At 62.5% G+C, this 25,304-nt stretch carries 27 protein-coding genes and 1 tRNA gene; 17 read left to right on the top strand and 11 right to left on the bottom strand.

Annotated features, from left to right (window positions below):
- Entirely contained in the window at positions 1–159 is a 159-nt protein-coding gene (ccoS, locus tag FLO80_RS05400; protein ID WP_111362567.1) for a cbb3-type cytochrome oxidase assembly protein CcoS, read from the top strand.
- Positions 160–298: 139 nt separating this feature from the next.
- On the opposite strand, the gene FLO80_RS05395 is transcribed toward ccoS, so the two are convergent.
- Positions 299–1,105 carry a glycosyltransferase family 2 protein gene (locus FLO80_RS05395; RefSeq protein WP_246156579.1) on the bottom strand — a complete coding sequence of 269 codons (807 nt, stop codon included), beginning with the start codon at positions 1,103–1,105 and terminating at the stop codon, positions 299–301.
- Positions 1,106–1,182: 77 nt separating this feature from the next.
- Between FLO80_RS05395 and FLO80_RS05390 the strand changes: the two genes are divergently transcribed.
- A complete protein-coding gene (locus tag FLO80_RS05390; RefSeq protein ID WP_111362565.1) occupies positions 1,183–2,097 on the top strand; it encodes an N-acetylneuraminate synthase family protein in 915 nt (304 codons plus the stop codon).
- A 70-nt stretch (positions 2,098–2,167) separates the two neighbouring features.
- Here FLO80_RS05390 and gph read toward each other — a convergent pair whose 3' ends face one another.
- From gph to FLO80_RS05360, 6 genes are all read right to left on the bottom strand, one after another.
- Complete coding sequence (gph, locus tag FLO80_RS05385; RefSeq protein WP_111362564.1) at positions 2,168–2,815, bottom strand: phosphoglycolate phosphatase; 648 nt, start codon at positions 2,813–2,815, stop codon at positions 2,168–2,170.
- On the bottom strand, positions 2,812–3,357 hold the full coding sequence (locus tag FLO80_RS05380; RefSeq protein ID WP_111362563.1) for a thioredoxin family protein: 546 nt from the start codon (positions 3,355–3,357) through the stop codon (positions 2,812–2,814). Before FLO80_RS05380 ends, gph begins: the two co-directional genes overlap by 4 nt.
- Before the next feature lie 11 nt (positions 3,358–3,368).
- Positions 3,369–4,070, bottom strand: coding sequence for a ribulose-phosphate 3-epimerase (gene rpe, locus FLO80_RS05375; protein WP_111363161.1), 702 nt, complete (start codon positions 4,068–4,070; stop codon positions 3,369–3,371).
- 47 nt (positions 4,071–4,117) lie between these two features.
- Positions 4,118–5,173 carry a class II fructose-bisphosphate aldolase gene (gene fba / locus FLO80_RS05370; protein ID WP_111362562.1) on the bottom strand — a complete coding sequence of 352 codons (1,056 nt, stop codon included), beginning with the start codon at positions 5,171–5,173 and terminating at the stop codon, positions 4,118–4,120.
- 213 nt (positions 5,174–5,386) lie between these two features.
- The gene (locus FLO80_RS05365) at positions 5,387–6,352 is read right to left on the bottom strand and encodes a class 1 fructose-bisphosphatase (protein WP_111362561.1); all 966 of its coding nucleotides are present in this window, start codon (positions 6,350–6,352) and stop codon (positions 5,387–5,389) included.
- Between the two features lie 401 nt (positions 6,353–6,753).
- On the bottom strand, positions 6,754–7,722 hold the full coding sequence (locus FLO80_RS05360; protein WP_111362560.1) for an NADPH:quinone oxidoreductase family protein: 969 nt from the start codon (positions 7,720–7,722) through the stop codon (positions 6,754–6,756).
- A gap of 206 nt (positions 7,723–7,928) precedes the next feature.
- Here FLO80_RS05360 and FLO80_RS05355 point away from each other — a divergent pair, with 206 nt between their 5' ends.
- Positions 7,929–9,560, top strand: a complete 1,632-nt coding sequence (locus FLO80_RS05355) for a long-chain-fatty-acid--CoA ligase (RefSeq protein WP_111362559.1) — start codon at positions 7,929–7,931, stop codon at positions 9,558–9,560.
- Between the two features lie 65 nt (positions 9,561–9,625).
- Here the strand turns inward: FLO80_RS05355 and FLO80_RS05350 are convergent, their stop codons facing one another.
- Positions 9,626–10,273, bottom strand: a complete 648-nt coding sequence (locus tag FLO80_RS05350) for a carbonic anhydrase (RefSeq protein WP_111362558.1) — start codon at positions 10,271–10,273, stop codon at positions 9,626–9,628.
- Between the two features lie 163 nt (positions 10,274–10,436).
- Between FLO80_RS05350 and FLO80_RS05345 the strand changes: the two genes are divergently transcribed.
- From FLO80_RS05345 to FLO80_RS05310, 8 genes are all read left to right on the top strand, one after another.
- Positions 10,437–10,820 (top strand): hypothetical protein, encoded by a 384-nt coding sequence (locus FLO80_RS05345; protein ID WP_111362557.1) that lies wholly within the window; start codon positions 10,437–10,439, stop codon positions 10,818–10,820.
- Between the two features lie 73 nt (positions 10,821–10,893).
- Positions 10,894–12,279 carry a leucyl aminopeptidase family protein gene (locus FLO80_RS05340; protein WP_111362556.1) on the top strand — a complete coding sequence of 462 codons (1,386 nt, stop codon included), beginning with the start codon at positions 10,894–10,896 and terminating at the stop codon, positions 12,277–12,279.
- Positions 12,279–13,028, top strand: coding sequence for a C40 family peptidase (locus FLO80_RS05335; protein ID WP_111362555.1), 750 nt, complete (start codon positions 12,279–12,281; stop codon positions 13,026–13,028). Before FLO80_RS05340 ends, FLO80_RS05335 begins: the two co-directional genes overlap by 1 nt.
- Positions 13,025–13,990 carry an agmatinase gene (gene speB / locus FLO80_RS05330; protein WP_111362554.1) on the top strand — a complete coding sequence of 322 codons (966 nt, stop codon included), beginning with the start codon at positions 13,025–13,027 and terminating at the stop codon, positions 13,988–13,990. Before FLO80_RS05335 ends, speB begins: the two co-directional genes overlap by 4 nt.
- Positions 13,991–14,233: 243 nt before the next feature.
- Positions 14,234–16,279: an NADH:flavin oxidoreductase gene (locus FLO80_RS05325; RefSeq protein ID WP_111362553.1), complete on the top strand. Its 2,046-nt coding sequence runs from the start codon at positions 14,234–14,236 to the stop codon at positions 16,277–16,279.
- Positions 16,280–16,322: 43 nt separating this feature from the next.
- Positions 16,323–16,676, top strand: coding sequence for an antibiotic biosynthesis monooxygenase family protein (locus FLO80_RS05320; RefSeq protein WP_111362552.1), 354 nt, complete (start codon positions 16,323–16,325; stop codon positions 16,674–16,676).
- Positions 16,677–16,746: 70 nt separating this feature from the next.
- Positions 16,747–16,823, top strand: a tRNA-Pro gene (locus FLO80_RS05315).
- Between the two features lie 199 nt (positions 16,824–17,022).
- Complete coding sequence (locus FLO80_RS05310) at positions 17,023–17,586, top strand: hypothetical protein (protein ID WP_111362551.1); 564 nt, start codon at positions 17,023–17,025, stop codon at positions 17,584–17,586.
- Positions 17,587–17,603: 17 nt separating this feature from the next.
- Here the strand turns inward: FLO80_RS05310 and mbfA are convergent, their stop codons facing one another.
- Positions 17,604–18,578 (bottom strand): iron exporter MbfA, encoded by a 975-nt coding sequence (gene mbfA / locus FLO80_RS05305; protein ID WP_111362550.1) that lies wholly within the window; start codon positions 18,576–18,578, stop codon positions 17,604–17,606.
- Positions 18,579–18,706: 128 nt separating this feature from the next.
- On the opposite strand from mbfA, the gene FLO80_RS05300 reads away from it, so the two are divergent.
- Positions 18,707–19,336: a TetR/AcrR family transcriptional regulator gene (locus FLO80_RS05300; protein WP_111362549.1), complete on the top strand. Its 630-nt coding sequence runs from the start codon at positions 18,707–18,709 to the stop codon at positions 19,334–19,336.
- 98 nt (positions 19,337–19,434) lie between these two features.
- On the opposite strand, the gene FLO80_RS05295 is transcribed toward FLO80_RS05300, so the two are convergent.
- On the bottom strand, positions 19,435–20,136 hold the full coding sequence (locus FLO80_RS05295; RefSeq protein WP_111362548.1) for an HAD family hydrolase: 702 nt from the start codon (positions 20,134–20,136) through the stop codon (positions 19,435–19,437).
- Positions 20,137–20,233: 97 nt separating this feature from the next.
- On the opposite strand from FLO80_RS05295, the gene clpS reads away from it, so the two are divergent.
- From clpS to FLO80_RS05270, 5 genes are read left to right on the top strand one after another with little or no spacing between them, the layout of a single operon-like run.
- Positions 20,234–20,572 (top strand): ATP-dependent Clp protease adapter ClpS, encoded by a 339-nt coding sequence (gene clpS, locus FLO80_RS05290; protein WP_111362547.1) that lies wholly within the window; start codon positions 20,234–20,236, stop codon positions 20,570–20,572.
- 22 nt (positions 20,573–20,594) lie between these two features.
- Positions 20,595–21,587, top strand: a complete 993-nt coding sequence (locus tag FLO80_RS05285) for a class I SAM-dependent methyltransferase (RefSeq protein ID WP_111362546.1) — start codon at positions 20,595–20,597, stop codon at positions 21,585–21,587.
- Between the two features lie 42 nt (positions 21,588–21,629).
- Positions 21,630–22,430: an SDR family NAD(P)-dependent oxidoreductase gene (locus FLO80_RS05280; RefSeq protein WP_111362545.1), complete on the top strand. Its 801-nt coding sequence runs from the start codon at positions 21,630–21,632 to the stop codon at positions 22,428–22,430.
- A gap of 41 nt (positions 22,431–22,471) precedes the next feature.
- The gene (gene hemF, locus FLO80_RS05275) at positions 22,472–23,353 is read left to right on the top strand and encodes an oxygen-dependent coproporphyrinogen oxidase (protein ID WP_439328705.1); all 882 of its coding nucleotides are present in this window, start codon (positions 22,472–22,474) and stop codon (positions 23,351–23,353) included.
- 28 nt (positions 23,354–23,381) lie between these two features.
- Positions 23,382–24,128 (top strand): SDR family NAD(P)-dependent oxidoreductase, encoded by a 747-nt coding sequence (locus FLO80_RS05270; protein WP_111362544.1) that lies wholly within the window; start codon positions 23,382–23,384, stop codon positions 24,126–24,128.
- Positions 24,129–24,281: 153 nt separating this feature from the next.
- Here FLO80_RS05270 and FLO80_RS05265 read toward each other — a convergent pair whose 3' ends face one another.
- A complete protein-coding gene (locus FLO80_RS05265; protein ID WP_111363157.1) occupies positions 24,282–25,241 on the bottom strand; it encodes a calcium/sodium antiporter in 960 nt (319 codons plus the stop codon).
- Positions 25,242–25,304: the final 63 nt, after the last annotated feature.

Genomic DNA, 25,304 nt, shown 5'->3' with positions numbered 1-25,304 from the left:
ATGAATATCCTGACGATCCTTATCCCGATTTCCCTGATCCTTGGCGGCCTCGGTCTGCTGTTCTTCGTCTTCACCGTGCGCAGTAATCAGTATGACGACCCCGAGGGCGATGCGCGGCGCATTCTGTCGGATCAATATGACGACAAGCCCAAGAAATGACCGTGCCTTTTCGGACGGCCCCGGGCCGATGCACCCAACGATAGTGTTTTTCTCGACGCACGCGCACCGCCCGATCATTGTGCGCTCCCTCCAGCGAACCCCGCCCCCGGGGAACACGTCAAACCGCTTTGGTTCAGGCTTATCCCCTGAGCAATCGCCTGATCACGTGGCTGGCGAGGCACCATGTTGCGGCCACTCGGCCGAGTCCGGCATGATCCCGATACATCCGCCACGTGGCTTGCGTCGCGCGCCAGCGGTTCGACGAGAGCGAGCCCGGGGTCACATGATAGATCGCCAGTGGCTCCTGTAACCCATGGGCAGCCTCGGTGCGGCTAAGAAGGTCGAGCCAGAGCGCGTAATCCTGCCGCAGCCGCAAGGCCGGAACCTCGACAGGAGCCAGTTTCTCACGGTCACAGATCACGGTCAGCCCGCCGATGACATTGCCGCGCAGCAATTGCCGACGGGTCACCCGGGCGGGCACCTTTACCTCGTGGCGCTGTTCCGCGCGCTGCCGCCAGAACCCGGTGAAGGTTATCGCCAGCCCCTGCTTTTCCATCCAGCCGAGTTGCCGGGCGAGTTTTTCCGGCAGCCATTCGTCATCGGCGTCGAGAAAGCCCAGATAACGGCCGCGTGCTGCCGCAATGGCCCGGTTGCGGGCCTTTGCCGCACCGCGCTGGCCGCTATCGGGGGGCGCCAGCGGGCGGATACGCGGATCGTGCGCGGCCAGGTCCCGTGCCAGGTCCAGCGTGCCGTCGGTCGAGCCGTCGTCGGCGATGATCAATTCCCAGTCTTCCCGGGTCTGGGCCTGCACCGATGACACTGCGCGCAGCAGGTGTGCGGCGGCATTGCGGGCGGGCATGACAATCGAAATCGACGGCGGGCTTTCCGGGCTGTCACGCCCCCCGCGTCGCAACGGCTCGGCATCCGTTCCCGGAGCGTTTGACACTCCTGGGGGGACGGGATAACCGTGCTTTCGATCGTCCCGCTGCAAGATCCTCTTCCTTTGTTTCAGGTGCTGAAAACATGACCCCAACCTCCCGGCCGGTTCAAGTGATCGCGGAAATCGGCTGTAATCACAAGGGTGATCTGGAGATCGCCAAGGAACTGATCCGGGTCGCCGCGAATGTCTGCAAGGCCGATGTCGCCAAGTTCCAGAAGCGTCACAACCGCGAGCTTTTGACCCCCGAGGAATATGAGCGCCCGCACCCGGTGCCCGAGAATGCCTATGGCCCGACCTATGGCGCGCATCGCGAGTTCCTGGAACTCGATCTCGATCAGCACCGGGAACTTGTTGCGGAATGCAAGGCGAACGGCATCGCCTATTCCAGCTCGGTCTGGGATCTGACTTCGGCCCGGGACATGACCGCGCTCGATCCTCCGATGCTCAAGATCCCCTCGGCGACCAACCAGCATTTCGAATTGCAGGGCTATCTTTGCGAACATTTCGAGGGCGAAATCCACGTCTCGACCGGCATGTCGACCGCTGACGAGATTGCGAGGCTGGTGGCGTTCTACGAAGAGCGGGGCCGGGCCAAGGATCTCGTGGTTTACAGTTGCACCTCGGGTTATCCGGTGGCCTTCGAGGATATCTGCCTGTTCGAGATCAAGTCGCTGATGGAGCGGTTCGGGGATCGGGTTAAAGGCATCGGGTTCTCCGGTCATCACCTCGGCATTGCGGCGGATATTGCCGCCCTCGCCGTGGGGCGGATGATGGAGGCCGAGGGCAAGGGACGCTTTTCGCATATCGAGCGGCACTTCACCCTCGACCGGACTTGGAAAGGCACCGACCACGCCGCGAGCCTCGAACCCGACGGGCTACGCCGGTTGTGCCGCGACGTCGCCAATGTGGACAAGGCACTGGCGTTCAAGTCCGAAGAAATCCTGCCCGTCGAGAAAGTTCAGCGGGATAAGCTGAAGTGGATGAAACGAAACGCATAGCGGCTGTTGCGCCCGGGCGAAGCCAGCGGTCGTACCATGGGCCTGATATGGGCACGACATCAAGGTCGGCTCAGGCGCATTGCATCGCGAAACCCGGCAGCGCGGCGAAATCGTCAAACCGGAAGGCATGGGTCAGCGCCTCCATCGGGCGTTTTCGATAACCTTCGGTGAATAAAGCAAAATCGACGCCCGCGCGCTCCGCCGTCTCGGCATCGATCTCGCTGTCACCCACGTAAAGTCGCGCGTCGTGGCCCAGCGCCTCGAACGCGCGATGCAGCGGCGCCGGATCGGGTTTCTTCACGGCCAGGCTGTCGCCCCCCACCACCACGCCGAAGAACCGCTCGATGTCGAGTGCGCACAGGATGTCGCGCGCCGGGGCCTCGGGCTTGTTGGTGCAGACGCCCAGCGCAAAACCAGCCCCCGACAGGGTCTCAAGCGCCTTGATCACGTTGGGATAGGGCCGGGTCAGGTCGGCACTGGCCCGGCTATAGAAATCGAGCGTCACCTGCGTCAATTCCCCGTGCCGTTCCGGGGCAAGCCCACGCACCCGCATCACCCGCTCGACCAGCTTGGGCAACCCGTTGCCGACAAAGGAAATGATCGTAGGCAGGTCGAGCGGGTCCAGCCCCTGCGCGGCAAGCATCCGGTTCGCCGCCGCCTGGATGTCCGGCGCGCTGTCGACCAGCGTGCCGTCAAGGTCGAAGACGATGGATTTCAAGCGTCCGCTTTCCACTTGATCGAACAGCCCATCGAAGGGATCTGATCTTCCGGCCCGTGGCCCGTTTCGGCGACAAGCTTCATCGCCTCGTAGAGATCGCGCCTGAGATCGGCGGGGCCGGTCTCGCTGCGGCTGGCATCGAGCCGCCCGCGATATTGCAATTCGCCTGCCGCGTTGAAGCCGAAGAAATCGGGCGTGCAGGCGGCATCATAGGCGCGCGCCACGTCCTGTGATTCGTCATGGAGATAGGGGAAGGGATAGCCTTCTCCCTTCATCTTCTCGAAACTGTCGGCAGGATAGGCTTCGGCATCGTTCGACGAAATCGCCGCCACCCCGATGCCCAGTGTCGCAAGGTCGCGCGCATCGCGGATGATCCTGTCCTTGACCGCCTTCACATAGGGGCAGTGATTGCAGATGAACATGATCAACGTGCCCTTGGGCCCGGCCACATCGGCCAGGGTCCATGTCTTTCCATCGACGCCCGGAAGGGTGAAATCCGGGGCTTTCCATCCGAAATCGCAAACCGGGGGAATGGCTGCCATGGTCTCTCTCCTTATGCCGCGTCTTTCCGTGCGCCCTCCGCTGCTGCGCGGATCGCGCGCATGTTCTTACCATAAACGTCGGGGTTCCCGACAGAGCCGCCCTTGAACACCGCCGATCCGGCGACCAGAACATCGGCCCCCGCTGCCGCCACCAAGGGCGCGGTTTCCGGCGTCACCCCGCCGTCGATCTGGATATGGATCGGGCGATCACCGATCATCTGCCGGATCTTGCGGGTCTTTTCCACGCCGGAATGGATGAATTTCTGCCCGCCGAAGCCGGGGTTCACCGTCATCACCAGCACCATGTCGCAAAGATCGAGCACATCGGCAATCGCCTCGGCCGGGGTGCCGGGGTTGAGGCTCACGCCCGCCATCTTGCCCGTGGCCTTGATCGCCTGCAACGTGCGGTGGATATGCGGCCCAGCCTCGACATGCGCGGTGATCATGTCGGCGCCCGCTTCGGCATAGGCGTCGATATAGGGATCGACCGGCGCGATCATCAGGTGCACGTCCATGAAGGTCTTCACATGCGGGCGGAACGCCTTGACCGCGGGCGGCCCGAAGGTGAGGTTCGGCACGAAATGCCCGTCCATCACGTCGACATGCACCCAATCGGCGCCCTGCGCCTCGATCGCGCGGATCTCGCGCCCGAAATCGGCGAAATCGGCGCTCAGGATCGAGGGCGCGATCTTGATGGAACGATCAAAACTCATGGTTCGAACCTCCTGTTCTGCGGGGCGGGCAATCCGCCCGCCATGGCTCACGGATCAAGCGACCCGCTCTCATAGCGCCGCGCCATCTCGTCCATGTCGATCACCTTGATCTTGCTGGCGTTGCCCGCCGTTCCGAACCGCTCGAACCGGTCGGCACAAAGCTTTTCCATCTCGTCCATCGCCGGGATCATGAACTTGCGCGGATCGAATTCCTTGGGCTTTTCCTGCGCCACCTTGCGGAAGCTGCCGGTGATCGCCATCCGGTTGTCGGTGTCGATATTGACCTTGCGCACGCCCGACTTGATACCGCGCTCGATCTCCTCGATGGGCACGCCATAGGTCTGAGGCATCTCGCCGCCATATGCGTTGATCAGGTCCTGAAGATATTGCGGCACCGAGGACGAGCCATGCATGACAAGGTGCACGTTCGGGATCTTCGCGTGAATCTCCTCGATCCGCTTGATCGCCAGCGTCTCGCCGGTGGGCTTCTGGCTGAACTTATAGGCCCCGTGCGACGTGCCACAGGCAATGGCGAGAGCGTCCACGTTGGTCAGCTTCACAAACTCCACCGCCTCGTCCGGGTCGGTCAGAAGCTGATCGTGGCTCAGCTTGCCAACGGCGCCCGAGCCATCCTCTTCAGCGGCCTCGCCCGTCTCCAGCGAGCCCAGAACGCCCAACTCGCCCTCGACGCTGGCGCCGACCCAATGCGCCATGCGCGCCACGCGCGCGGTGATGTCGACGTTATAATCCCAATTGGCCGGCGTCTTCATGTCGGCCTCAAGCGATCCGTCCATCATCACGCTGGTGAACCCGTGCCTGATCGCCGAAAGGCAGGTCGCCTCGTTGTTGCCGTGGTCCTGATGCATGCAAAGCGGGATATGCGGATACATCTCGGACAAGGCCTGGATCATGTGCTTGAGCATGATGTCACCGGCATAGGCGCGCGCGCCGCGGCTGGCCTGCATGATCACCGGCGCGTTCGTCTTGTCGGCCGCGCGCATGATGGCAAGGCCCTGTTCCATGTTGTTGATGTTGAATGCAGGCACGCCATAGCCATGCTCGGCGGCGTGATCGAGAAGTTGTCTGAGCGTAATAAGTGCCATTGTCTGTCCCTGTCGTCATGCAGCAATTTCAGGCGGCCCTTTCGAACACGCGCCCCGGGCCGAGGATACATGGATGAAGCCATCCTTCACACCCGTATGAATTAACGCCGATGCGCGGGTTTCGCCACCGGCAACCGACGCGGCACTCCAATTATTGCCGAATCCGTCGGCAGGGGGGCGCTGCGTGGCGGTCGTGCCTGCCGGGGCCGGAACCTACTGCTCCGGCAGGTCGTGGTAGGTGGCCACCCGGTCAACCATTTCCGACGGTCCAAAGACAAAAGGCGTGCGCGCGTGCAGCGCCCCGGCGCCTTGGTCGAGAATCGGATCGTGGCCATCCGTGGCCTTGCCCCCCGCCTGTTCGATCAGAAAGGCGATCGGCGCGCATTCATAGACCATGCGCAGCCGCCCGTTCTCGTATCCCGGGCGTGCATCGCCGGGATAAAGGAACACGCCGCCCCGGCTCAGGATGCGGTGGGCCTCGGCCACGAGACTGGCAACCCAGCGCATGTTGTAATTCCTGTCGCGGGGGCCGGTCACCCCGGCCAGGCAATCGTCGATATAGGCGCGCACCGGCTTGGACCAATGGCGATAGTTCGAGGCGTTGATCGCGAATTCATTCGTCGTGTCCCGAACACGCATCCTGTCTTCGGTCAGGATGAATCGCCCGCTTTCGGGGTCGAGCGTGAACATCATCGTGCCGTCACCGAACGTCACCACAAGCGCGGTGGCGGGACCATAGATCACATAGCCACCGGCGATCTGTTCGCGTGCCTTGCGCAGGAAACTGGCCTCCGCGTCATCCACCGCCTCGAAGATCGAGAAGATCGTGCCGACCGAGACATTGACGTCGATATTGGATGACCCGTCCAGCGGATCGATGGCCAGCGCGTAACGCCCCGCCGGGTTCAGTTCCTCGACATGCTCCTGTTCTTCGCTGGCATAGAAGCGGATATCGGTTGCACCGAGGGAGGCCATGAACATCTCGTCGGCCATGACGTCGAGCGCCTTTTGCTGGTCGCCATCCGTGTTCTCGCCAACCCCCGCACCCAACGCACCGGCCAGCGGACCCTTGGCGATGATGCGGGCAACATCGCGCGACACCGCGCACAGCGCCGAGACAACCGGCAAAAGCCCGGCCGGAATCCGATCCGATGAAATGATCTCCGCAGCCTCTGCCATCTTTTCCTCCGTCGCCTGCTTTCCGGGTTACACGCGGTCGGTATTTCAGAAAGGGCGCTTTTATGGAACTCAATAATATGAACACCGGAACAAGGAAAATTACTGGTTTGAACAAAACCGCGCGTGCTAAACCAACCGCGCGCGTGACGTGGTCGCGAAATACCGGGCGATCCCGACCTGTTGTCGATGCTCGGCTCCGTGCTCATCCATATCGGCGATCGGAAGGGCACGTTCCGTTGCGCTGCTCTGCCCGGAAACGGCGGTGGCGAACGCCGCGTTAACCTTTTCGGGCGTCCAACCTGACCCTTTCGCATGTCATACGCATAACAGCCGGGCAACAGCCGGGAATCACCCCCCTGTTTTCGGGCATTTGCGGGCGTTAATCTTGGTTTCGATCTGGTTTACGGCACCAGAACAATCTTACCCGTGGCGCCGCGCCCGAGCACCCGTTCAAGCACCTTGGCGGCATCGGAAAGCGGGTAACGCCCTTCGATCAGGGGCTTCACCTTGCCCTCGGCATACCAGCCGAACAGCTCTTTCATATTGTCGGCATAGACCTCGGGCTCATGCATGGTGAAGTTGCCCCAGAAGACGCCTACAACGCTGTATTCCTTGACCAAAGTGAGATTGACAGGCAGCTTCGGAATCTCGCCGCCGGCAAAGCCGATCACCAGCAGACGGCCGTTGCGGCCCATGAACCGGCTGGCCGCGTGAAAGGCATCTCCGCCGACCACGTCATAGCAGACGTCCGCGCCCTTGCCGCCGGTCAATTGCTTAACATCGTCCTTGAGATTGTCATACCCGATGACCTCGTCCGCGCCCGCCTCCTTCGCCAGCCTGCGCTTTTCCTCGCTCGACGCCACCCCAATCACCCGCGCCCCCACGACCTTGCCGATCTGGACCGCCGCGATGCCGGTCGCGCCGGATGCGCCAAAGACCACAAGTGTTTCATTTTGCTGCAAATTTGCGCGTTGCTTGAGGGCGTGATGCGAGGTGCCATAGGCCACCATGAGGGCGCAGGCATCGGCGCTATCCATGCCGTCTGGCATCACGAAACACTGGCTCGCCGGCATCGCCACCTTCTCGGCGTAGCATCCCAGCCCGCCCTTGCCTGCCACGCGATCACCGATCTTGAACCCGGTCACGCCTTCGCCCACGGCTTCGACCGTTCCGGCCACTTCCATCCCCGGCGTGAACGGGGTTTCGGGTTTCATCTGGTAGAGCCCCTGCACCAGAAGGCCATCGGGGTAATTGACCCCCGCGGCCTCGACCGCGATCAGGATCTGGCCCTTGCCCGGTTCTGGTTCGGGCAGATCGCCGTATTCGAGGTCGTCCAACGGTCCGAATGCCTTGCAGATGATCGCCTTCATATGGCCTGCCTCCCCTGTTGCGCGTGCTGCGCCCTGCTTCGCCTGCCCAGAGCCTAGGCAGCCTTGGGTCCATGCGACAAGCCCTGCGTCCTTCAAATGCCGGAACGTCATTTTCCGCAATTTCTGAGGGTGCCCTGAATTTGCTTTCGAATCCGCCTTGTTGGCCCTAGTTTCTTGAAAACACGTAAACAGGGAGAGAGAACCCCATGCTTGGCATGATGATGCAGCGTCCGCTGCTGATCAGTGACATACTGACCTACGCCGCCGAAATGCACCCCAATGGCGAGATCGTTTCCGCCCGAACCGAGGGCGATATCCACCGCCAGACCTATGCCGAAACGGCAGGCCGCGTGGCGCAACTGGCCAATGCGCTGGGTGCGCGGGGCATAGAGATCGGCGATCGCGTGGCGACGCTTGCCTGGAACGGTTATCGCCATTTCGAGCTTTACTACGCCATTTCAGGAATGGGCGCGATCTGTCACACGATCAACCCGCGCCTATCGGCGGAACAACTGATCTATATCGTGAATCATGCCGAAGACAGGATGTTGTTCGTCGACACGACCTTCGTTCCGATCCTCGAAGCGGTGAAAGCGCATCTGCCTGCGGACATGACCTATGTCATCATGACCGATAGGGAGCATATGCCCGAGAACAGCCTGAATGCGCTGTGTTACGAGGAGATTCTGGCCGAGCAGCCGGATACCATTGAATGGCCTGAACTTGACGAGAACACTGCGGCGGGGCTGTGCTATACCTCCGGGACGACTGGCAATCCCAAGGGCGCGCTTTATTCCAACCGTTCGACCGTGCTTCATGCGCTTTACGTCGCGATGGCCTTGGGTGTCTGTCTTCCGCAAGAGGCCAGAATCCTGCCGGTGGTTCCACTATTCCACGTCAATGCGTGGGGACTGCCCTATTTCGCGCCATTAATGGGGCATTCGCTGGTGATGCCTGGCGGGGCGCTCGACGGGCCATCATTGTTCAAGTTGATGGACAGCGAACGGGTCGATTCGGCCTGGGGTGTTCCGACCGTCTGGATGGGCCTGATGGGTGAGATCAAGAACCAGGGTCGCAAGCCCGAGGGCTTTGGTCACGTGGTTGTCGGCGGTTCGGCGGCACCGCGCTCGATGATCGAGAACTTCGAGAAGATGGACGTTTCGGTGATTCACGCCTGGGGCATGACCGAGATGTCGCCCATCGGAACCCATGGCACCATGCCGAAATGGGTGAATGATCTTCCGTTTGACAAGATGATCGACAAGAAGGCGTTGCAGGGCCGCCGTGTGTTCGGTGTCGAACTCAAGATCGTGGACGAGGACGGCAATCGCCTGCCGAACGATGGCACATCCGCTGGTGAGCTTTATGTGCGCGGCAACGCCATCATATCGGGCTATTTCAAGAATGAGGACGCCACCAAGGGTGCCATTGACGCCGACGGCTGGTTCGGAACCGGGGACATTGCCACGATCACACCGGACGGATTCCTGTGCATTCAGGACCGCGCCAAGGATCTGGTGAAATCCGGCGGCGAGTGGATTTCCTCGATCGACCTGGAAAATGCGGCCATGTCGCATCCCGGTATTGCCAATGCGGCCGTGATTGCCGTGCCGCACCCGAAATGGGACGAGCGCCCGGTTCTCGTGGCTGTGGCTGCGGGTGAGGACAAACCGGGGCTCGAAGAGCTACATATCCACATGTCAGAGCATTTCGCCAAGTGGCAATTGCCTGATGATGTGATCTGGGTTGACGAGTTGCCGCTGACCGCGACCGGCAAGGTGTCGAAATTGACACTGCGCAAGAACCTGGACGACTATGAGTTGCCGGATTTGCGGTGAATCAGAACGACAATGCCGGGTCCCAAACGTAACGGACCCGGCAGAAATGCTAGGGATGGCTGGGCTCAAACAGCCCTGAATTCACCGACATCCGGCAAGTAGTTCTCGACCAGCCCTTCGCCGATGTCGTGCCACAATCCGTGAAGCGACAAACGCCCGGACTTGACCTCGCTTTCCACGAAGGGAAAGGTCATCAGGTTTTCCAGTGAAACCAGAACGGCCTGCTTTTCAATGGCACGCCCGCGTTCAGGTGTCGGAAGATCCTTGATCCGTTCATAGCCCGGGCGCAGGATGTCCAGCCACCGGCCAAGGAAGCTTGTCTTTTCCTCCAGCTCCGGCGCATCGCCTGCACACATGTCGAGGCATCCCTTTGCGCCACCACAGCTGGAATGGCCGATGACGATGACATGCGCGACCTTGAGGGCGGTTACGGCAAACTCGATCGCGGCCGAGGTGCCATGCTGCTGCCCGTCGGGTTTATGGGGAGGCACGAGGTTGGCGATATTGCGATGGATGAAGAACTCGCCCTGGTCTGCACCGAAAATCGACGTCACATGCACCCGCGAGTCGCAACATGAAATGATCATGGCCCGGGGGTGCTGGCCTTCATCTGACAGGCGGTGATACCAAGCCTCGTTCTCCTTGTACGTGGTCGCTTTCCAGCCGTGGTAACGCTTGGCAAGATAAGACGGCAAAGGTTTGGCATTGAGCATTGGGGCGTCCATGCAGAGTTGATGGCAGGGGTTTTCTTCAGGGTTCTATTAGTCGGTATTCTTCAAGAATTCGAGTGAAATCGAGTGACGGGGTAAACCTTTTGGGAACGGCAGACCAGCATATTGCCCGAACGCCGTGGGGGCGTGAAAGAACGAGGGTGAAATGTTGGAAATGGTTGCGGTTTTGACGCAAAGGGAGACGATCGAGCTGGATTCCGAGAAGCTTGTCGATCTTTATCGCCAGCTTGGTGATGCCGCTGCAGAGGACGTGGTCTGTCGTGCGATGGAGGAGCTTGCGCTGCGCCTTGCACATACCGAAAAACTCTATCGCAGGCACCAGCGTCAGGAAATGCGCAAGAGCGCGCGGCTGATCGTTGCCATCGCCGAGCAGGTTGGCATGCAGCTTCTGGCCAAGGTTGCGATTGATGTGACCGTTTGCATTGACCATGGGGATGAGGCGGCACTGGCTGCGGTGTTGTCGCGGCTGGTCCGAATCGGTGAGCGGTCGTTGACCGAGGTCTGGGATTTGCAGGATCTTTCGATCTGAACGCGCACAGGGCTTGCAGGCAGACGGGAAGGGGCTAGGCTGGCCTTCAAAACCCCAATCGACGAGTATCTTCATGCCCATGACTTTTGCAACCGATCGCGGTGATGCCATTCCCTTGCACGTGGTCGAGACGGGTGCACTGAAAGACTGGCTGGCGGGGCAACTCCCGCGCGTAGCGACATGGGTGCAAACCTCGGGGTTCAAAGCGGAATTGGGGCAGGCCGCGATCATTCCGGCCGAGGATGGAAGTATCGCCGCCGCGGCTGTCGGTTACGGTGATGCGTCTGCGCGAAATCGGGGACGATTTCACCTTGCCGGGGCTGCGGCGAAACTGCCCGCGGGCACGTATAAGCTTGTTACCGATCTGGACGCGGGTACGCTCGAACCCGAGGTTCTGGGGTGGCTGATGGCGGCCTATGCGTTTGACCGTTATGCCAAGGCCAGCGGGATCAAGGCTCGGTTGGTGGCGCCTGAAGGCGTGGATGCCGGGCGTATCGAGACCATCGCCGAGGGAGAAGCCCTGACCCGCGACCTGATCAATATGCCTGCCTGCGACATGGGGCCGGTCGCGCTCGAAGCGGCCTGCGTTGATCTGGCGGGCAAGCATGGCGCGAGCATCGACGTGATCCGTGGTGAGGCGCTCATCGAGCAGAATTTTCCGATGATTCATGCGGTTGGACGGGCCAGCGATCAAGCGCCGCGCCTGATCGACATGCGCTGGGGCGACCTTGGGCCAAAGCTGACCCTCGTGGGCAAGGGCGTGTGTTTCGATACCGGGGGCCTCAACCTCAAACCCGGTGCGTCCATGGGGTTGATGAAAAAGGACATGGGCGGGGCGGCCACGGTGATGGGGCTGGCGCAGATGATCATGGCGCTGGGCCTGCGGGTGCAGTTACGCGTCCTGATCCCGGCGGTCGAGAACGCGGTGAGCAGCAATAGTTTCCGCCCCGGCGACATCCTGACCAGTCGCAAGGGCCTGACGGTCGAGATCAACAATACCGACGCCGAGGGGCGGCTTGTCTTGGCCGATGCGCTGGCTTTCGCGAGCGAAGAAACCCCGGACCTGATGCTGTCGATGGCGACGCTGACCGGGGCGGCCCGGGTGGCGGTGGGGCCGGATTTGGCGCCATATTACAGTGATGATGATGCCATGGCCGCGGCTCTGGATGCGGCGGCGCGCAAGGTGGCCGATCCGGTCTGGCGCATGCCGTTCTGGACGCCATATGAAAAGATGATCGAACCGGGGATTGCGGACCTCGACAATGCGCCATCAGGCGGTTTCGCAGGGTCGATCACCGCGGCGCTTTTCCTGCGCAGATTTGCAGGCGAAGCAACACGTTACACGCATTTCGATATCTATGGCTGGAACCCGACCGCAGCCCCCGGGCGACCAAAGGGCGGGGTTGGAATGGGCGCGCGTGCGGTGCTTGAGGCGCTGCCCGGGGTGTTGGGGCTGTGATGGATCGGCGGCAGGTTGCAGTTCCGGTTGCCGATTTGCTCGATGCGCCGGAGGGTGAGCGCGCGCGACAGGTAGTGATGGGCCAGGATGTCGAGGTTTTGGGGGACGGTGACGGCTGGTGCCAGGTGCGGGTGCTGGCGGGTGGGTATGTCGGATACGTGTGGAGCAGCATGCTCGAGGAGCCCGAGGAGGTGACGCATCGGGTCACGGCGCGCAGCACGCATATTTATCCCGAAGCCGACTTCAAAGTGCGCGAGACAGTGGCGCTGAGCCATGGCAGCCGCTTCACCGTGCTGCGCGAGGTAGGGCGTTTTTTCGAGGCCCCACAAGGGTTTGTGCCAAAGGTGCATGCTGCGCCGCTCGATCCGCCCGAGCGTGATCCGGTGGCGGTGGCCGCGCGGTTTCTGGGAACGCCCTATCTGTGGGGCGGCAATTCGGGGTTCGGGATCGACTGTTCCGGGCTGGTGCAGGCGGCGTGTCTGGCCTGTGGTATCGACTGCCCGGGGGATAGTGGCATGCAGGCCGAGGCGCTGGGCCGGGCGATCGGGCCGGGCGAGGCGTTGGCGCGCAATGACCTGCTGTTCTGGAAAGGGCATGTCGCCTGGGTGGTGGACGAGGCGACCCTTCTGCATGCCAATGTCTTTCACATGGCGGTGGCATTCGAGGGGTTGCACGAGGCGATCGCCCGCATCGAAGCACAGGGCGACGGGTCCGTTATATTGCGGAAAAGATTGGAGATTCTTGAATGAGCGATGCGTTTTTTCATCCGGTGAGCGGTTTCGACCTACCGCGATTTGCGGGCATTCCGACCTTCATGCGGCTGCCGCATGTGCCGCCCGGACATGCGCGGTTCGGGGAGGTCGATATCGGCCTTGTCGGGGTGCCGTGGGACAGTGGCACGACGAATCGACCCGGACCACGCCACGGGCCGCGACAGTTGCGCGATGCATCGACGATGATCCGGGCGCAGCATCCGCTGTCCGGTCTTCGGCCCTTCGAGGCGGTCAAATGTGCCGATCTGGGGGATGTGGGGCCCAATCCGGCGGATATTTCCGAGTCGATGGAGAGGATAACAGCGTTTTATGACCAGATCCTTGACGCCGGGATCGTGCCGCTGACCGCGGGGGGCGACCACCTGACCAGCCTGCCGGTGCTGCGCGCGGTGGCCAAGAGCGGGCCGGTGGGGCTGGTGCAGTTCGACAGCCATACCGACCTTTACCATTCGTATTTCGGGGGCACGATGTATACCCATGGCACCCCGTTCCGCCGCGCCGTCGAGGAGGAGTTGCTCGACCCCAAGCGCATGGTTCAGGTCGGCATTCGCGGCACGATGTATGACAGCGAGGACATGGATTTCGCCCGCGCGAACGGAATTCGCATCATCACGATAGACGAGTTTTTCGCCCGTGATATCAACGATGTAATGGGGGAAGTGCGCGAGATTGCCGGGAGCGGTCGCACCTATGTGACCTATGATATCGACTTTGTCGATCCGACCTTTGCGCCCGGCACCGGGACGCCCGAAGTGGGCGGGCCGAATTCCTACCAGGCCTTGCAGGTGGTGCGCGGTCTTGCGGGGCTCGACATCGTGGGGGCGGACATGGTCGAGGTCTCACCACCCTTTGATGCATCGGGTGGAACCGCCTTCCTTGGCGCGTCGATCATGTTCGAGTTGCTGTGCCAGATCGTGCAGTCCGGGCAGAAAGGTTAACGCGAGGATTGGGCGAAAAATCGGGGGGTGATTCCCGGCTGTTGTCCGGCTGTTATACGTATGCTGCGCGCAAGGGCGTCATTGAGGGCCGAAAAAGGTTAACGGGGCGTGCGCCGGCGGGTTTGCCCGGCCTTCCGGCGCGATGCATGATCGAGGCCGGGCATGAGTATTTGTGCCAAGAAAGAGGGCAGGGGGCCTGATCCCCGCCCGAGGCGCGGCGCGATCGGATGAGGGAGGAAGCGCATGTCCAACGATCCCTTGCTGCAACCCTATCAATTGGGCCATCTCACGCTGAAGAACCGGATCATGACCACGGCGCATGAGCCGGCCTATGCCGAGGACGGCATGCCCAAGGCGCGGTACCGGGCCTACCACGAAGCGCGCGCCAAGGCGGGACTTGCGCTTGCGATGACGGCCGGGTCGGCTAGCGTGAGCCGCGACAGCCCGCCCGCGTTCAACAACATCCTGGCGTGGAAGGACGAGGTTGTGCCGTGGCTGCGCGAGTTGACCGACGCGCTGCATGAACACGGCTGCGCGGTGATGATCCAGCTCACGCACCTGGGTCGCAGGACCGGCTGGAACAAGGGGGACTGGCTGCCCTCGCTGGCGCCGGGGCCGCACAAGGAACCGGCGCATCGCGCCTTTCCCAAGGTGATGGAGGAGTGGGACATCGCCCGGGTGATCGGCGATTTCGCCGATGCCGCCGAGCGGATGCAGGCCGGCGGCATGGACGGGATCGAGCTTGAAGCCTATGGCCATCTGCTCGAACAGTTCTGGTCGCCGCTGACCAACCGGCTGGAAGGGGAATACGGGCTGGGCGGTATCGAAAGCCGCATCCGGTTCTCGATGGAGGTGGTCGAGGCGATCCGCAAGCGGGTTGGGCCGGAGTTCCTGATCGGGCTGCGCTACACGGCGGACGAGGATGCGCCGGGGGGCACCACGCCGGAAGAGGGGCTGGAGATCGCGCGGGCCTTTCGCGATAGCGGGATGGTCGATTTTCTCAACGTGATCCGGGGGCGGGTTCATACCGACCCGGCACTGACCAAGGTGATCCCGGTGCAGGGCATGAAGAGCGCGCCGCATCTCGATTTCGCGGGGCGGGTGCGGGCCGAGATCGGGATGCCCACGTTCCACGCCGCGCGCATCCCCGACGTGGCCACCGCGCGCCATGCGGTGCAGGCGGGGCTTTTGGACATGGTGGGGATGACGCGGGCGCATATGGCCGACCCGCTGATCGTGCAGAAGATTACCGAGGGGCGCGAGGATGACATCCGCCCCTGCGTGGGCGCAACCTATTGCCTTGACCGGATCTATGAAGGGGGTGAGGCGCTCTGTATCCACAACGCAGTGACGGGGCGCGAATTGTCGATGCCGCAGGTGATCGCACCCGCGGAGGCGCGCCGCCGTGTCGTGGTTGTGGGGGCGGGGCCGGGCGGATTGGAAGCCGCGCGGGTGGCGGCGGAACGCGGCCATGACGTGACCGTCATCGAGGCCCAGCCGGACCCGGGCGGGCAGGTGCGTCTCTTGGCCCGACACGCCCGACGGCGCGAGATGATCGGCATCATCGACTGGCGCATCGCGCAATGTGCGGCGCGCGATGTGGCGTTCCGGTTCAACACGTGGGCCGAGGCCGGGGACGTGACGGCGCTTGACCCCGATGTCGTGGTGGTGGCCACGGGGGGCCTGCCCAACACGGTTCTGTTGGAACAGCGCGAGGAGCAGGGCCTGGCCGTGACCGCGTGGGACGTGATTTCCGGCGATGTGAAACCGGCGGGGCAGGTTCTGGTGTTCGATGAAAGCGGTGATGCGCCGGGCCTGATGGCGGCCGAAATGGCCGCCGAGGCGGGGGCCGAGGTCGAGGTGATGACGCCCGACCGGACCTTCGCGCCCGAGATCATGGGCATGAACCTGTCGCCCTATCTCGCGGCGCTGCAGCCCAGGGGCGCGGTTCTGACCGTGGCAAAGCGGCTCTTGGGGATCACGCGCGACGGCAACCGCCTGCGCGCGCGGATCGGCACGGATTACAGCGATTTCACCGAGGAGCGGCTGTTCGATCAGGTGGTGGTGAATTACGGCACCTTGCCGATGGATGCGCTTTACCATGACCTGAAGCCCATGAGCCGCAACCGTGGCGCCGTTGATTACGAGGCGTTGGTCGCGGGGCGGGCGCAGGCGGTAGAGCCCAACCCGGAGGGGCGGTTCCGCCTCTACCGGATCGGTGATGCGGTCAGCGCGCGCAACATCCACGCGGCGGTTTACGACGCGTTGCGATTGGTGAAGGACATCTGACTGGCGGCACGTGGGGTGCGGCGCTGAAAAGGGAGGTGCAACGATGCTTGCGGTGATTTTCGAGCTCTGGCCCGCCGAGGGGCGCGAGGGGGATTACCTCGACATGGCGGCGGCGCTGCGTGAGGAACTGGAGCGCCAGGAGGGGTTCATCTCGATCGAGCGGTTCGAGAGCCTGAGCGAGCCGGGCAAGCTCTTGTCGGTATCGTTCTGGCGCGACGAGGAATGCCTTGCCGCGTGGCGCAATCGCCCGCGTCACCGCGAGGCGCAGAGCGCGGGGCGCGCCGGGATTCTGGCCGACTATCGCCTGCGGGTGGCGGACGTGCTGCGCGACTATGGCATGAGTGAACGCGACGAGGCCCCGTCTGACAGCCGCATGGCCCATGACGGGCAAGGATAGAAAAGGCCGCGCGGGTCTTTAGATCCCCTTGCCAAAGCGGGTGGCATTCTGTAATCGGCATCGGCACGGACGGAGTGTAGCTCAGCCTGGTAGAGCACTGTCTTCGGGAGGCAGGGGCCGGAGGTTCGAATCCTCTCACTCCGACCAATGATTTCACAGGTTTTCGCCTGCCTTGCCTGTCATACCCATGTTGCAGGTGACCGGTGATGGACGGGGCGTTGGTAAGACCGTCTTGGCAGGCTATCCGCCGGTGGTGACGGTATCAATCTTGCAAAGCCCTCTCGACAGGCAAGTTTCGAGGCGCTAGCAACCCTGCAATCAAGTCAAGCGAGAGACGGCGGCGGATATGGGTTTCTTTCGGCTCCTTCTGATCATGGGGTGCGTCCTGCTTGCGGCCTGTGCCGAACCTGGGCCGCCGGAGCAGACCGAAATCGCCGATCTGGCCCGCGCGATCCGTGCCCTCGACGCGCAGGTCGATCCCGCCGAGGCCGAACGGGCCGCGCAGATCGCCTATCTCTATCCGCTTCAACTGGCCCGCGAATACGAGGTCACCGATCCGCCCCTGGTCCATAACACCAAGGTCAACATGGGGTTGCGTCCGCGCGGGCTGTGCTGGCATTGGGCGGAAGACATGGAACGGCGGCTCAAGCAGGAGGGTTTCGAGACGCTCGTCATTCACCGGGCCATTGCGAATTCCGACAGGGTGTTGCGGATCGACCATTCCACGGCGATCGTCGCGGCCAAGGGGGCGGGCATGTATGACGGGATCGTGCTTGATCCGTGGCGCAAGGGATATGGCCGGTTGACGTGGATGCGCACGGTCGAGGACCGTCAATACGAATGGAAGCCGCAACACGAGGTGTTGGCCACGAGACTGGGAACGAAACGCACCCGTCGCGTCGCATACTGAGGCACGCGCCCGAACCGTTATCCGCTGCCGATCAGGACACCCGCCGCGAAAACCAGTGCACCGCCCAGAACCACCTGGAACGCCGCGCGGAAGAACGGTGTTTCCATGTACTTGTTCTGTATCCACGCAATCGCCCAAAGTTCGACGAACACGACGATCATCGCGATAATGGTTGCGGTCCAGAAATCCGGTATCAGATAGGGCAAGGCATGCCCGAGCCCGCCAACCGTCGTCATGATGCCGCTGGCGAAACCGCGTTTGACCGGGCTGCCGCGCCCCGAGATTTCGCCATCGTCGCTGGCGGCCTCGGTAAAGCCCATTGAAATCCCCGCCCCGACCGATGCGGCAAGGCCGACGAGAAGGGTCGTGTGGGTGTCCTGCGTGGCGAACGCGGTGGCAAAGATCGGCGCCAGCGTCGAAACCGAGCCGTCCATCAGACCCGCCAGCCCGGGTTGCACCCATGTCAGGACGAACTGCCGATAGGCGCTGCGGCTTTCCTTGTCGCGCGTCTCGTCGTCGAGATGCTCTTGTTCGAGCTTTTCGGCGGTGTGCTGGTGTCCGGCCTCGGCCGCCGCCAGATCGCCGAGCAACTTGCGCGTAGCCGCATCCTCGACCCGCTTGGCCGCGGCAAGGTAAAAGCGTTCGGCGTCGCGTTCCATGGCGCTGGCTTCGTCCCTGATCCGCTCCAATCCGAGGTTCTCGATGAGCCAGACCGGGCGCCGCGCATAATATCCCGCGACATGTTCGCGCCGGATCAGGGGAATCACATCCCCGAAGCGGCGCGTGAACAGCTCGATCAGGCGTTGCCGATGCCCGTCTTCCTCGGCGGCCATACCTTCGAATATCTTGGCAGTGTCGGGATAATCCGCGGCAAGACGCGATGCGTAGCTGCGATAGATCCTGGCATCGTCCTCTTCCGACGAAATCGCCAGGGCGAGGATTTCCTGCTCGCTCAGGTCCGAGAAATGCCGACGATGGGTGAAGAAGCGCATATTGTAGTCCCATACGTTGCAATCATGAAAACCTATGCTCCGGCCAAGGCCGATACAAGCGGACATAATGACCTTGCTGCAACTGAACTGCCCGGTTTAGTATGGGCAAGGCAGATGGGGGAGTGCAAATGGGGGCGCGGGCCGAAATCAAGCGGACAGGTCGCAAGTTCGACCAGGTTCTGGAGGGCGCCCGCAAAGTCTTCATGGCCGATGGATTCGAACGCGCCAGCGTTGACGACATCGCGCGCGTGGCGGGGGTGTCCAAGGCCACGCTTTATAGCTATTTCCCTGACAAGGCCCTGCTTTTCACCGAGATTGCCCGGTCCGAATGTGACCGGATGGCCGAAACCGCACGTCAGAACATCAGTATCGACGCCCCGATCCGCGATGTTCTCATCGCTGTCGCGACACAGATTTCCCGCCTGCTCCTGTCGGATTTTTCACAGCGCATATTCCGCATCTGCGTGGCCGAGCGTGACAGGTTCCCCGAACTTGCGCGCGCCTATTACGAAAACGGGCCGGAAATGGGCCGCAAGCAGCTTGAACAAGGGTTCGAGGAGGCGATCGCGCGGGGCGAGCTGCGGATATGCGACGTGTCGCTCGCCGCCGAGCAGTTTGCCGATCTCGCGCGCTCGCGGCTCTGGTTGCGGGCCGTTCTTGGCGTGCAGACCGAGTTTTCCGACGACGAGATCAAGAAGGTCATCACCGGCGCGGTCGACACCTTTCTTGCCCGCTACGGGGTGTCACCTGACCGCTGACATGTGCCATCCCCCGTCGCCGCATGCGAAAAGGCGGTCATCCGGGGATGCGCTTGACCGGAGTCCACCATCCCCGAGCAGATGCCGGGGGCGAGGAGCTAGCCTATGGCCTCGACAAGCGAGGGAAGCTCTCCAAGATCGAGGAGTTCCGCGAAGCGTGATGCGTGGGTGGGCGGTTCGGCCTGTTCCAATGCCCATTCCAATCGAAAAGGGACGTGAACCCCCCATCCTCCCGCTTCGATTGCAGGAACGACATCGGATTTCAGCGAATTTCCCACCATCATCGACCGGGCGGGGCCGTCGCCATGGCGCGTGAACGCATCATGATAGGTTTGCGGGGTCTTGTCCGATACGATCTCGACCGCGTCGAACAAGTCGCCCAGACCGGATTGCGCAAGCTTGCGTTCCTGGTCGAGCAGATCGCCCTTTGTAATCAGGACAAGGTGAAAGTCGGGGGTCAGGGTCTCGATCGTCTCGCGGGCATGGGGCAAAAGCTCGATCGGGTGGCGCAGCATTTCCTGCCCGGCGAGGATGATCTCGTGGATCACCGCCCCCGGCACGCGGTTCTCGGTGACTTCGAGCGCGGTTTCGATCATCGACAGCGTGAAGCCCTTGATGCCGAAACCGTAATGCCCCAGATTGCGGCGCTCGGCCTGAAGAAGGCGCTCGGCGAGATGGTCCGGCTCGGCAAAATCGCGCAACAGGTCTGCGAATCGGTCCTGCGTCATCTGGAAGAAACGCTCGTTATGCCAGAGCGTGTCATCTGCATCGAAGCCAATTGTCGTGAGATTCCGTGCCATTCTGCCGATCCTTTTCGGCCTCCCTCTTTTCTCGGGCTGCACAGAGGTTATATAGGTCGACCGGGAAAGAAAATCCGAAACGCGAAACGGTAGGTCGATGACAGCCTGGAATGTGACCATGTCGGATGAACACGAAGGCGATGACGATGCGTCGGTCGTGGTCGAGACGCGTTCCAAGACCAAGCGTCCGCCACTCTACAAGGTGCTTCTTCTGAACGATGACTACACGCCGATGGAATTCGTCGTGCATGTGCTTGAACGATTTTTCGGGATGAACCACGCGCAGGCGTTCGAGGTGATGTTGACGGTTCACAAGAAAGGGGTTGCCGTGGTCGGTGTCTTCTCGCACGAGATCGCCGAGACCAAGGTCGCGCAGGTCATGGATTTCGCCCGCCGCCATCAACATCCGCTGCAATGCACCATGGAAAAGGAATGAGGGCCGCACGGTCCCGGTTTGCATGAGCGTTGCGCGACTTTCCCTGTTCCTGGATGACCACCCGGGAGTTTTGCCCGACATCGGTGAGATCGTCGTGACGGGCGCGGTTTCGGGGCTGGATTTGACGGGTCTTCCCGGGGACAGGCTCCGGGTCGTTGCGCGGATGAAACAGGATTTCGAGTCATTTGAAGCCGCGGGAGTTCATGTGGCGCTTGACCCGCCCGAGAAGGCGGCGCTGGCCATCGTGATCGTGCCACGTGCGAAGGCAGAGGCGCGGGCGCTTGTGGCGGCGGCTATGGCCCGTGCGGATGCGGTGATCGTGGACGGGCAGAAGACCGATGGCATAGACAGCCTGTTTCGCGAAATGCGCCAGCGGTGCCAGTGTGGCGCGGCGTTTTCCAAGGCGCATGGCAAGACCTTTCTGGCCCGTCGCGATGCAGATGATTTCGCGGATTGGGCAGAAGCGGGCGAGCCGCGTGCCATCGAGGGCGGTTTTGCAACCCGTGCCGGGGTGTTTTCGGCCGATGGAATCGACCCGGCCTCGCGGATGCTTGCGGCGGCCCTGCCCGAGAAACCGGGGGCGCATGTGGTCGATCTGGGGGGCGGCTGGGGGTATCTCACGGCTACGATCCTTGATCGGGCGGGCGTCAAGCAGGTCGATCTTGTCGAGGCGGATCGGGTTGCGCTCGATTGTGCGCGGGAGAATTTGCCCGACGCGCGGGTGCGATTCCACTGGGCCGATGCGACGCGATGGATGCCCGAAACACCGGCCGATGCGGTGGTGATGAACCCGCCCTTTCATGAAGGGCGCAAAGGCGAGCCCGAACTGGGTGCGCGATTCATCGGTCAGGCGGCGCGCATGCTGGCCCCGGGGGGGCGGCTGTGGATGGTGGCAAACCGGCACCTGCCCTATGAAAAGGTGCTGCGAACCCATTTCCGCGAGGTTGCGGAGATTGGCGGCGACACAAGATTCAAGATTTTCTGCGCCTCGGGGCGATCTCGCACGCGGGGCTGATATCCCGTAACGTTCAATGACGAATCAAGAGAAGGAGCGGCCATGTCGCTTTCGATTTCCGGCAAGACCGCAATCGTGACCGGAGCCGCAAATGGCGTGGGCCTGGCGATTGCCCGCCATTTCGCTGACAAGGGGGCGAACGTCATGTTCGCCGATATGGATGAAGAGGGGCTTGCCCGCGAGGTGGGCGAAGTCAAGGAAGGCAGCAATGTCAGGTATTTCGCCGGTGATTTGCGCGAGAAACTGACGATTGCGAACCTGCTCTCGGCGACGATCGACGCGTTCGACCGGATCGACGTTCTGGTCAATGCGTCACGGCAGGTGATGCGCTCGGAGCCGCTCGACCCGGATGACGACGCGATGGAAATCCTGCTTCAGCAGAACCTGATGACGTCACTCAGGCTGAGCCAGGTGGTGGCGAAACGCATGATCAAGCAGGCCAAGGGCAGTGAAGGGCGGGCTTCGGGTTCGATCATCAATCTTTCGACCATCCTGGCGTGCCGTGCTCACCCCGAATTGATGGCGCTTTCGGTGTCGAACGCCGCGCTGGAACAGATGACCCGGTCGCTGGCGGTGGCGCTGGCGGGCAACGGGGTGCGGGTCAATGCGGTGGCGATGGGGTCTGTGATGAGCGCGAGCCTCAAGGAGCATCTGCGGGAAAACCCGAAATTTCGCAGCGTGATCGAGCATGGCACACCGCTGGGCCGGATCGCGAGCCCGACGGAACTGGCCGAAGCGGTGCAGTTTCTGGCCAGCGACGGGGCGGGCTTCATGACCGGTCAGATCCTGACCGTGGATGGCGGGCGCTCGCTTCTTGATGCGGTGTCGGCGCCCGCGCATTGAAACGTGGCGTGATCGGAAAGGCAGCTCAGGTGACAGCGGATATGAGCGACGAAAAGGCCCGGGCCAGCGCATGGTTCCGGCAGTTGCGTGACGAAATTGTCGCGGCATTCGAAGGGCTTGAGGATATTCAGGCCGATGGTCCGCTGGCCGATATGCCCGCCGGTCGCTTCGAGGTCAACGAAACCCGGCGGGCAAGCGATGACGGGTCGGATGCGGGCGGGGGCCTGATGAGCGTGCTGCGTGGCGGGCGCGTGTTCGAGAAGGTCGGCGTCAATGTCTCGACCGTTTATGGCACCCTGGGCGAGCGGGCGCAGGCGGCGATGGCGGCGCGCAAGGGCTTGGCGGGCATGAAGGACGACCCGCGATTCTGGGCGAGCGGTATCAGCCTCGTGGCGCATATGCAGAACCCGCACGCGCCCGCGGTTCACATGAACACGCGGATGTTCTGGACGCCGCATGGCTGGTGGTTCGGGGGTGGGTCGGATCTCAATCCTTGTATTGAATATCAAGAGGATACGGAGCATTTCCACGCGGTTCAGAAGACGCATTGCGACCGCCATGACCCCGGGTTCTACCCACGTTTCAAGGCCTGGGCGGACGAGTATTTCCATATCCCGCACCGGCATCGGGCGCGGGGGGTCGGGGGAATATTCCTCGACGATCACAACACCGGCGACTGGGAGGCGGATTTTGCCTTTATCCAGGATGTGGGGCGGGCCTTTCTGCCTGCTTTCCTGCCGGTGACGGAGCGGCGGCGGGGCATGCCATGGACGGATGAGGACAAGGACAAACAGCTGATCCATCGTGGACTTTATGCGGAATATAACCTTGTATACGACCGCGGAACGAGGTTCGGACTGGAAACCGGGCATGACGCGAACGCGGTGTTGATGAGCCTTCCGCCGATGGCGAAATGGGTTTGATTTCAACAGGTTGAAAAGGGGCAGCGGGATGAAGAGAGCAATCGTGACCGGGGCCGCGCGAGGGATCGGGCTGGCCACGACCAAGCTGTTTCTGCGCGATGGCTGGCGGGTGGTGATGGTGGACCGGGATGCGCCGGAGCTTGAGAAGGTGGCGGCGGGGCTGGAGGGCGTTTTGCCCATCATTTGCGATGTCAGCCAGCCCGATCAGATCGCGGCGATGGTGGCGGAAGTCATTGAGAAAGAAGGAAGAATCGACGCGCTGGTCAACAATGCCGGGGTGGCCGATTTCGGGCCGATCGACGAGACGGATTTCAAGCGCTGGCGCACCGTGATGGAGACCAATCTGGACGGTATTTTCCTTTGTTCCCAAGAGGTTGCGCCCCATCTGAAAGAGACCTCAGGGGCGATTGTGAACATCGCGTCGATCAGCGGCCTGCGCGCGTCGACCCTGCGGGTGGCCTATGGCACGTCGAAAGCGGGGGTGATGCATCTCACCCGGCAGCAGGCGGCGGAATGGGGCGAATGGGGGATCAGGGCCAATTGCGTTTGCCCCGGACCGGTGCGCACCAAGCTGGCCATGGCGGTGCATAGCCAGGAAATTATCGAGGCATATCATGATGCTATCCCGCTCAACCGCTATGGCAGCGAAGACGAGATCGGCGAGGTGATCGTGTTCCTGTGCTCGGACAAGGCGTCGTTCGTGTCGGGGCAGATCATCGCGGTGGATGGCGGATTCGAGAGCACGGGGATCGGGCTTCCGGCGCTGCGCCGGTGAGGCGCGCGCCAAAAGGTTAATGCCATTGCAGGGTCGCCAAAAGGGGGGGGGTGACATCCGGCTGCTGCCCGGCTGCCACCCGGCTGCCGGGCGAAGGTTAAGATTTCGTTGAGAAAAATGGCTAACGCGGCGCGCGCCGCCGCCTGCGACAGGTCAGCCGATCCATAACGTGGTGGCCAGGTAGGTTGCATAGGCGGCGGTGAGAAACGCGCCTTCGCGCCGGTCGATGCGCCGTCCGGTGGTGGCGAAAAGCAGCATCACGAGGGTGGCCGCCAGCATGACCCAGATGTCGAAGCCGATCACCTGTTGTGGCACGTCGAGCGGATGGATCAGGGCGGTCAGGCCGAGGATGCCGAGGATGTTGAAGATGTTCGATCCGATGATATTGCCGAACGCCACGTCGCCCTGCCCTTTGCGCACGGCGATGAGCGTGGTGACAAGCTCGGGTGTCGACGTGCCGATGGCGACGATGGTGAGGCCGATGACGGTTTCGGATATGCCCGCCGCCTCGGCGAGGCCGACCGCGCCAGAGACGAGAAATCGCGCCCCGAGGATGGTGATCGCGAGGCCGGCCAGCGCGACAAGCGCGGGCCAGATGAGACGGGTCGGCGCGGGGGTGGGCAACAGGTCGGCCTCGGCCACATAGACCGCCGCCGCCGGGGTCCGTTGTCGACGTTCGCGCAGGATCGTGAACACCAGATATGACGCCAGCGAGACGATCAGAACGGCACCCGCCGCGCGCCCGAGCGTGCCCCAGAGAATGACGCCGGTGCAAAGCAGCGTTGCCGCCAGCATCACGCCGCCGTCACGGCGCAGCGCCGCCGGATCGACCATGACCGGCCGCAGCAGCGCGGCAAGGCCGAGGATCAGCAGGATGTTTCCGATATTGCTGCCCACGACATTGCCGATGGCGATGCCGGGCGAACCGGAAAACGCGGCCTGAAGCGAGGTGACAAGCTCGGGCGTGGAGGTGCCGAAGCCAACGAGGGTGAGGCCGATGACCATCGGCGAGATGCGCATGGCCTGCGCCACGGAAACCGCGCCGCGCACAAGGAGATCGCCCCCCACGATCAGCCCGACAAGGCCGCCGACAAGCCACAGAAGATCAATCATCACGGGGCATCCCTGTTCACGCGAGTCCAAGCCTGCAGGTTGGGGCAGGTGTTGTGCTTGTCA

The organism is Aquicoccus porphyridii (genome assembly GCF_008369105.1).
GTDB lineage: Bacteria > Pseudomonadota > Alphaproteobacteria > Rhodobacterales > Rhodobacteraceae > Aquicoccus > Aquicoccus porphyridii.
This window is presented reverse-complemented; position numbering and strand designations above follow the sequence as displayed.

What these genes read in the sequence shown, in the direction of transcription:
- ccoS (WP_111362567.1), top strand. Translation starts at nt 1, where the DNA reads ATGAATATCCTGACGATCCTTATCCCGATTTCCCTGATCCTTGGCGGC.
- FLO80_RS05390 (WP_111362565.1), top strand. Translation starts at nt 1,183, where the DNA reads ATGACCCCAACCTCCCGGCCGGTTCAAGTGATCGCGGAAATCGGCTGT.
- FLO80_RS05380 (WP_111362563.1), bottom strand. Translation starts at nt 3,357, where the DNA reads ATGGCAGCCATTCCCCCGGTTTGCGATTTCGGATGGAAAGCCCCGGAT.
- rpe (WP_111363161.1), bottom strand. Translation starts at nt 4,070, where the DNA reads ATGAGTTTTGATCGTTCCATCAAGATCGCGCCCTCGATCCTGAGCGCC.
- fba (WP_111362562.1), bottom strand. Translation starts at nt 5,173, where the DNA reads ATGGCACTTATTACGCTCAGACAACTTCTCGATCACGCCGCCGAGCAT.
- FLO80_RS05365 (WP_111362561.1), bottom strand. Translation starts at nt 6,352, where the DNA reads ATGGCAGAGGCTGCGGAGATCATTTCATCGGATCGGATTCCGGCCGGG.
- FLO80_RS05360 (WP_111362560.1), bottom strand. Translation starts at nt 7,722, where the DNA reads ATGAAGGCGATCATCTGCAAGGCATTCGGACCGTTGGACGACCTCGAA.
- FLO80_RS05355 (WP_111362559.1), top strand. Translation starts at nt 7,929, where the DNA reads ATGCTTGGCATGATGATGCAGCGTCCGCTGCTGATCAGTGACATACTG.
- FLO80_RS05350 (WP_111362558.1), bottom strand. Translation starts at nt 10,273, where the DNA reads ATGCTCAATGCCAAACCTTTGCCGTCTTATCTTGCCAAGCGTTACCAC.
- FLO80_RS05345 (WP_111362557.1), top strand. Translation starts at nt 10,437, where the DNA reads ATGTTGGAAATGGTTGCGGTTTTGACGCAAAGGGAGACGATCGAGCTG.
- FLO80_RS05340 (WP_111362556.1), top strand. Translation starts at nt 10,894, where the DNA reads ATGCCCATGACTTTTGCAACCGATCGCGGTGATGCCATTCCCTTGCAC.
- FLO80_RS05335 (WP_111362555.1), top strand. Translation starts at nt 12,279, where the DNA reads ATGGATCGGCGGCAGGTTGCAGTTCCGGTTGCCGATTTGCTCGATGCG.
- speB (WP_111362554.1), top strand. Translation starts at nt 13,025, where the DNA reads ATGAGCGATGCGTTTTTTCATCCGGTGAGCGGTTTCGACCTACCGCGA.
- FLO80_RS05325 (WP_111362553.1), top strand. Translation starts at nt 14,234, where the DNA reads ATGTCCAACGATCCCTTGCTGCAACCCTATCAATTGGGCCATCTCACG.
- FLO80_RS05320 (WP_111362552.1), top strand. Translation starts at nt 16,323, where the DNA reads ATGCTTGCGGTGATTTTCGAGCTCTGGCCCGCCGAGGGGCGCGAGGGG.
- FLO80_RS05310 (WP_111362551.1), top strand. Translation starts at nt 17,023, where the DNA reads ATGGGTTTCTTTCGGCTCCTTCTGATCATGGGGTGCGTCCTGCTTGCG.
- mbfA (WP_111362550.1), bottom strand. Translation starts at nt 18,578, where the DNA reads ATGCGCTTCTTCACCCATCGTCGGCATTTCTCGGACCTGAGCGAGCAG.
- FLO80_RS05300 (WP_111362549.1), top strand. Translation starts at nt 18,707, where the DNA reads ATGGGGGCGCGGGCCGAAATCAAGCGGACAGGTCGCAAGTTCGACCAG.
- FLO80_RS05295 (WP_111362548.1), bottom strand. Translation starts at nt 20,136, where the DNA reads ATGGCACGGAATCTCACGACAATTGGCTTCGATGCAGATGACACGCTC.
- clpS (WP_111362547.1), top strand. Translation starts at nt 20,234, where the DNA reads ATGACAGCCTGGAATGTGACCATGTCGGATGAACACGAAGGCGATGAC.
- FLO80_RS05285 (WP_111362546.1), top strand. Translation starts at nt 20,595, where the DNA reads ATGAGCGTTGCGCGACTTTCCCTGTTCCTGGATGACCACCCGGGAGTT.
- FLO80_RS05280 (WP_111362545.1), top strand. Translation starts at nt 21,630, where the DNA reads ATGTCGCTTTCGATTTCCGGCAAGACCGCAATCGTGACCGGAGCCGCA.
- hemF (WP_439328705.1), top strand. Translation starts at nt 22,472, where the DNA reads ATGAGCGACGAAAAGGCCCGGGCCAGCGCATGGTTCCGGCAGTTGCGT.
- FLO80_RS05270 (WP_111362544.1), top strand. Translation starts at nt 23,382, where the DNA reads ATGAAGAGAGCAATCGTGACCGGGGCCGCGCGAGGGATCGGGCTGGCC.
- FLO80_RS05265 (WP_111363157.1), bottom strand. Translation starts at nt 25,241, where the DNA reads ATGATTGATCTTCTGTGGCTTGTCGGCGGCCTTGTCGGGCTGATCGTG.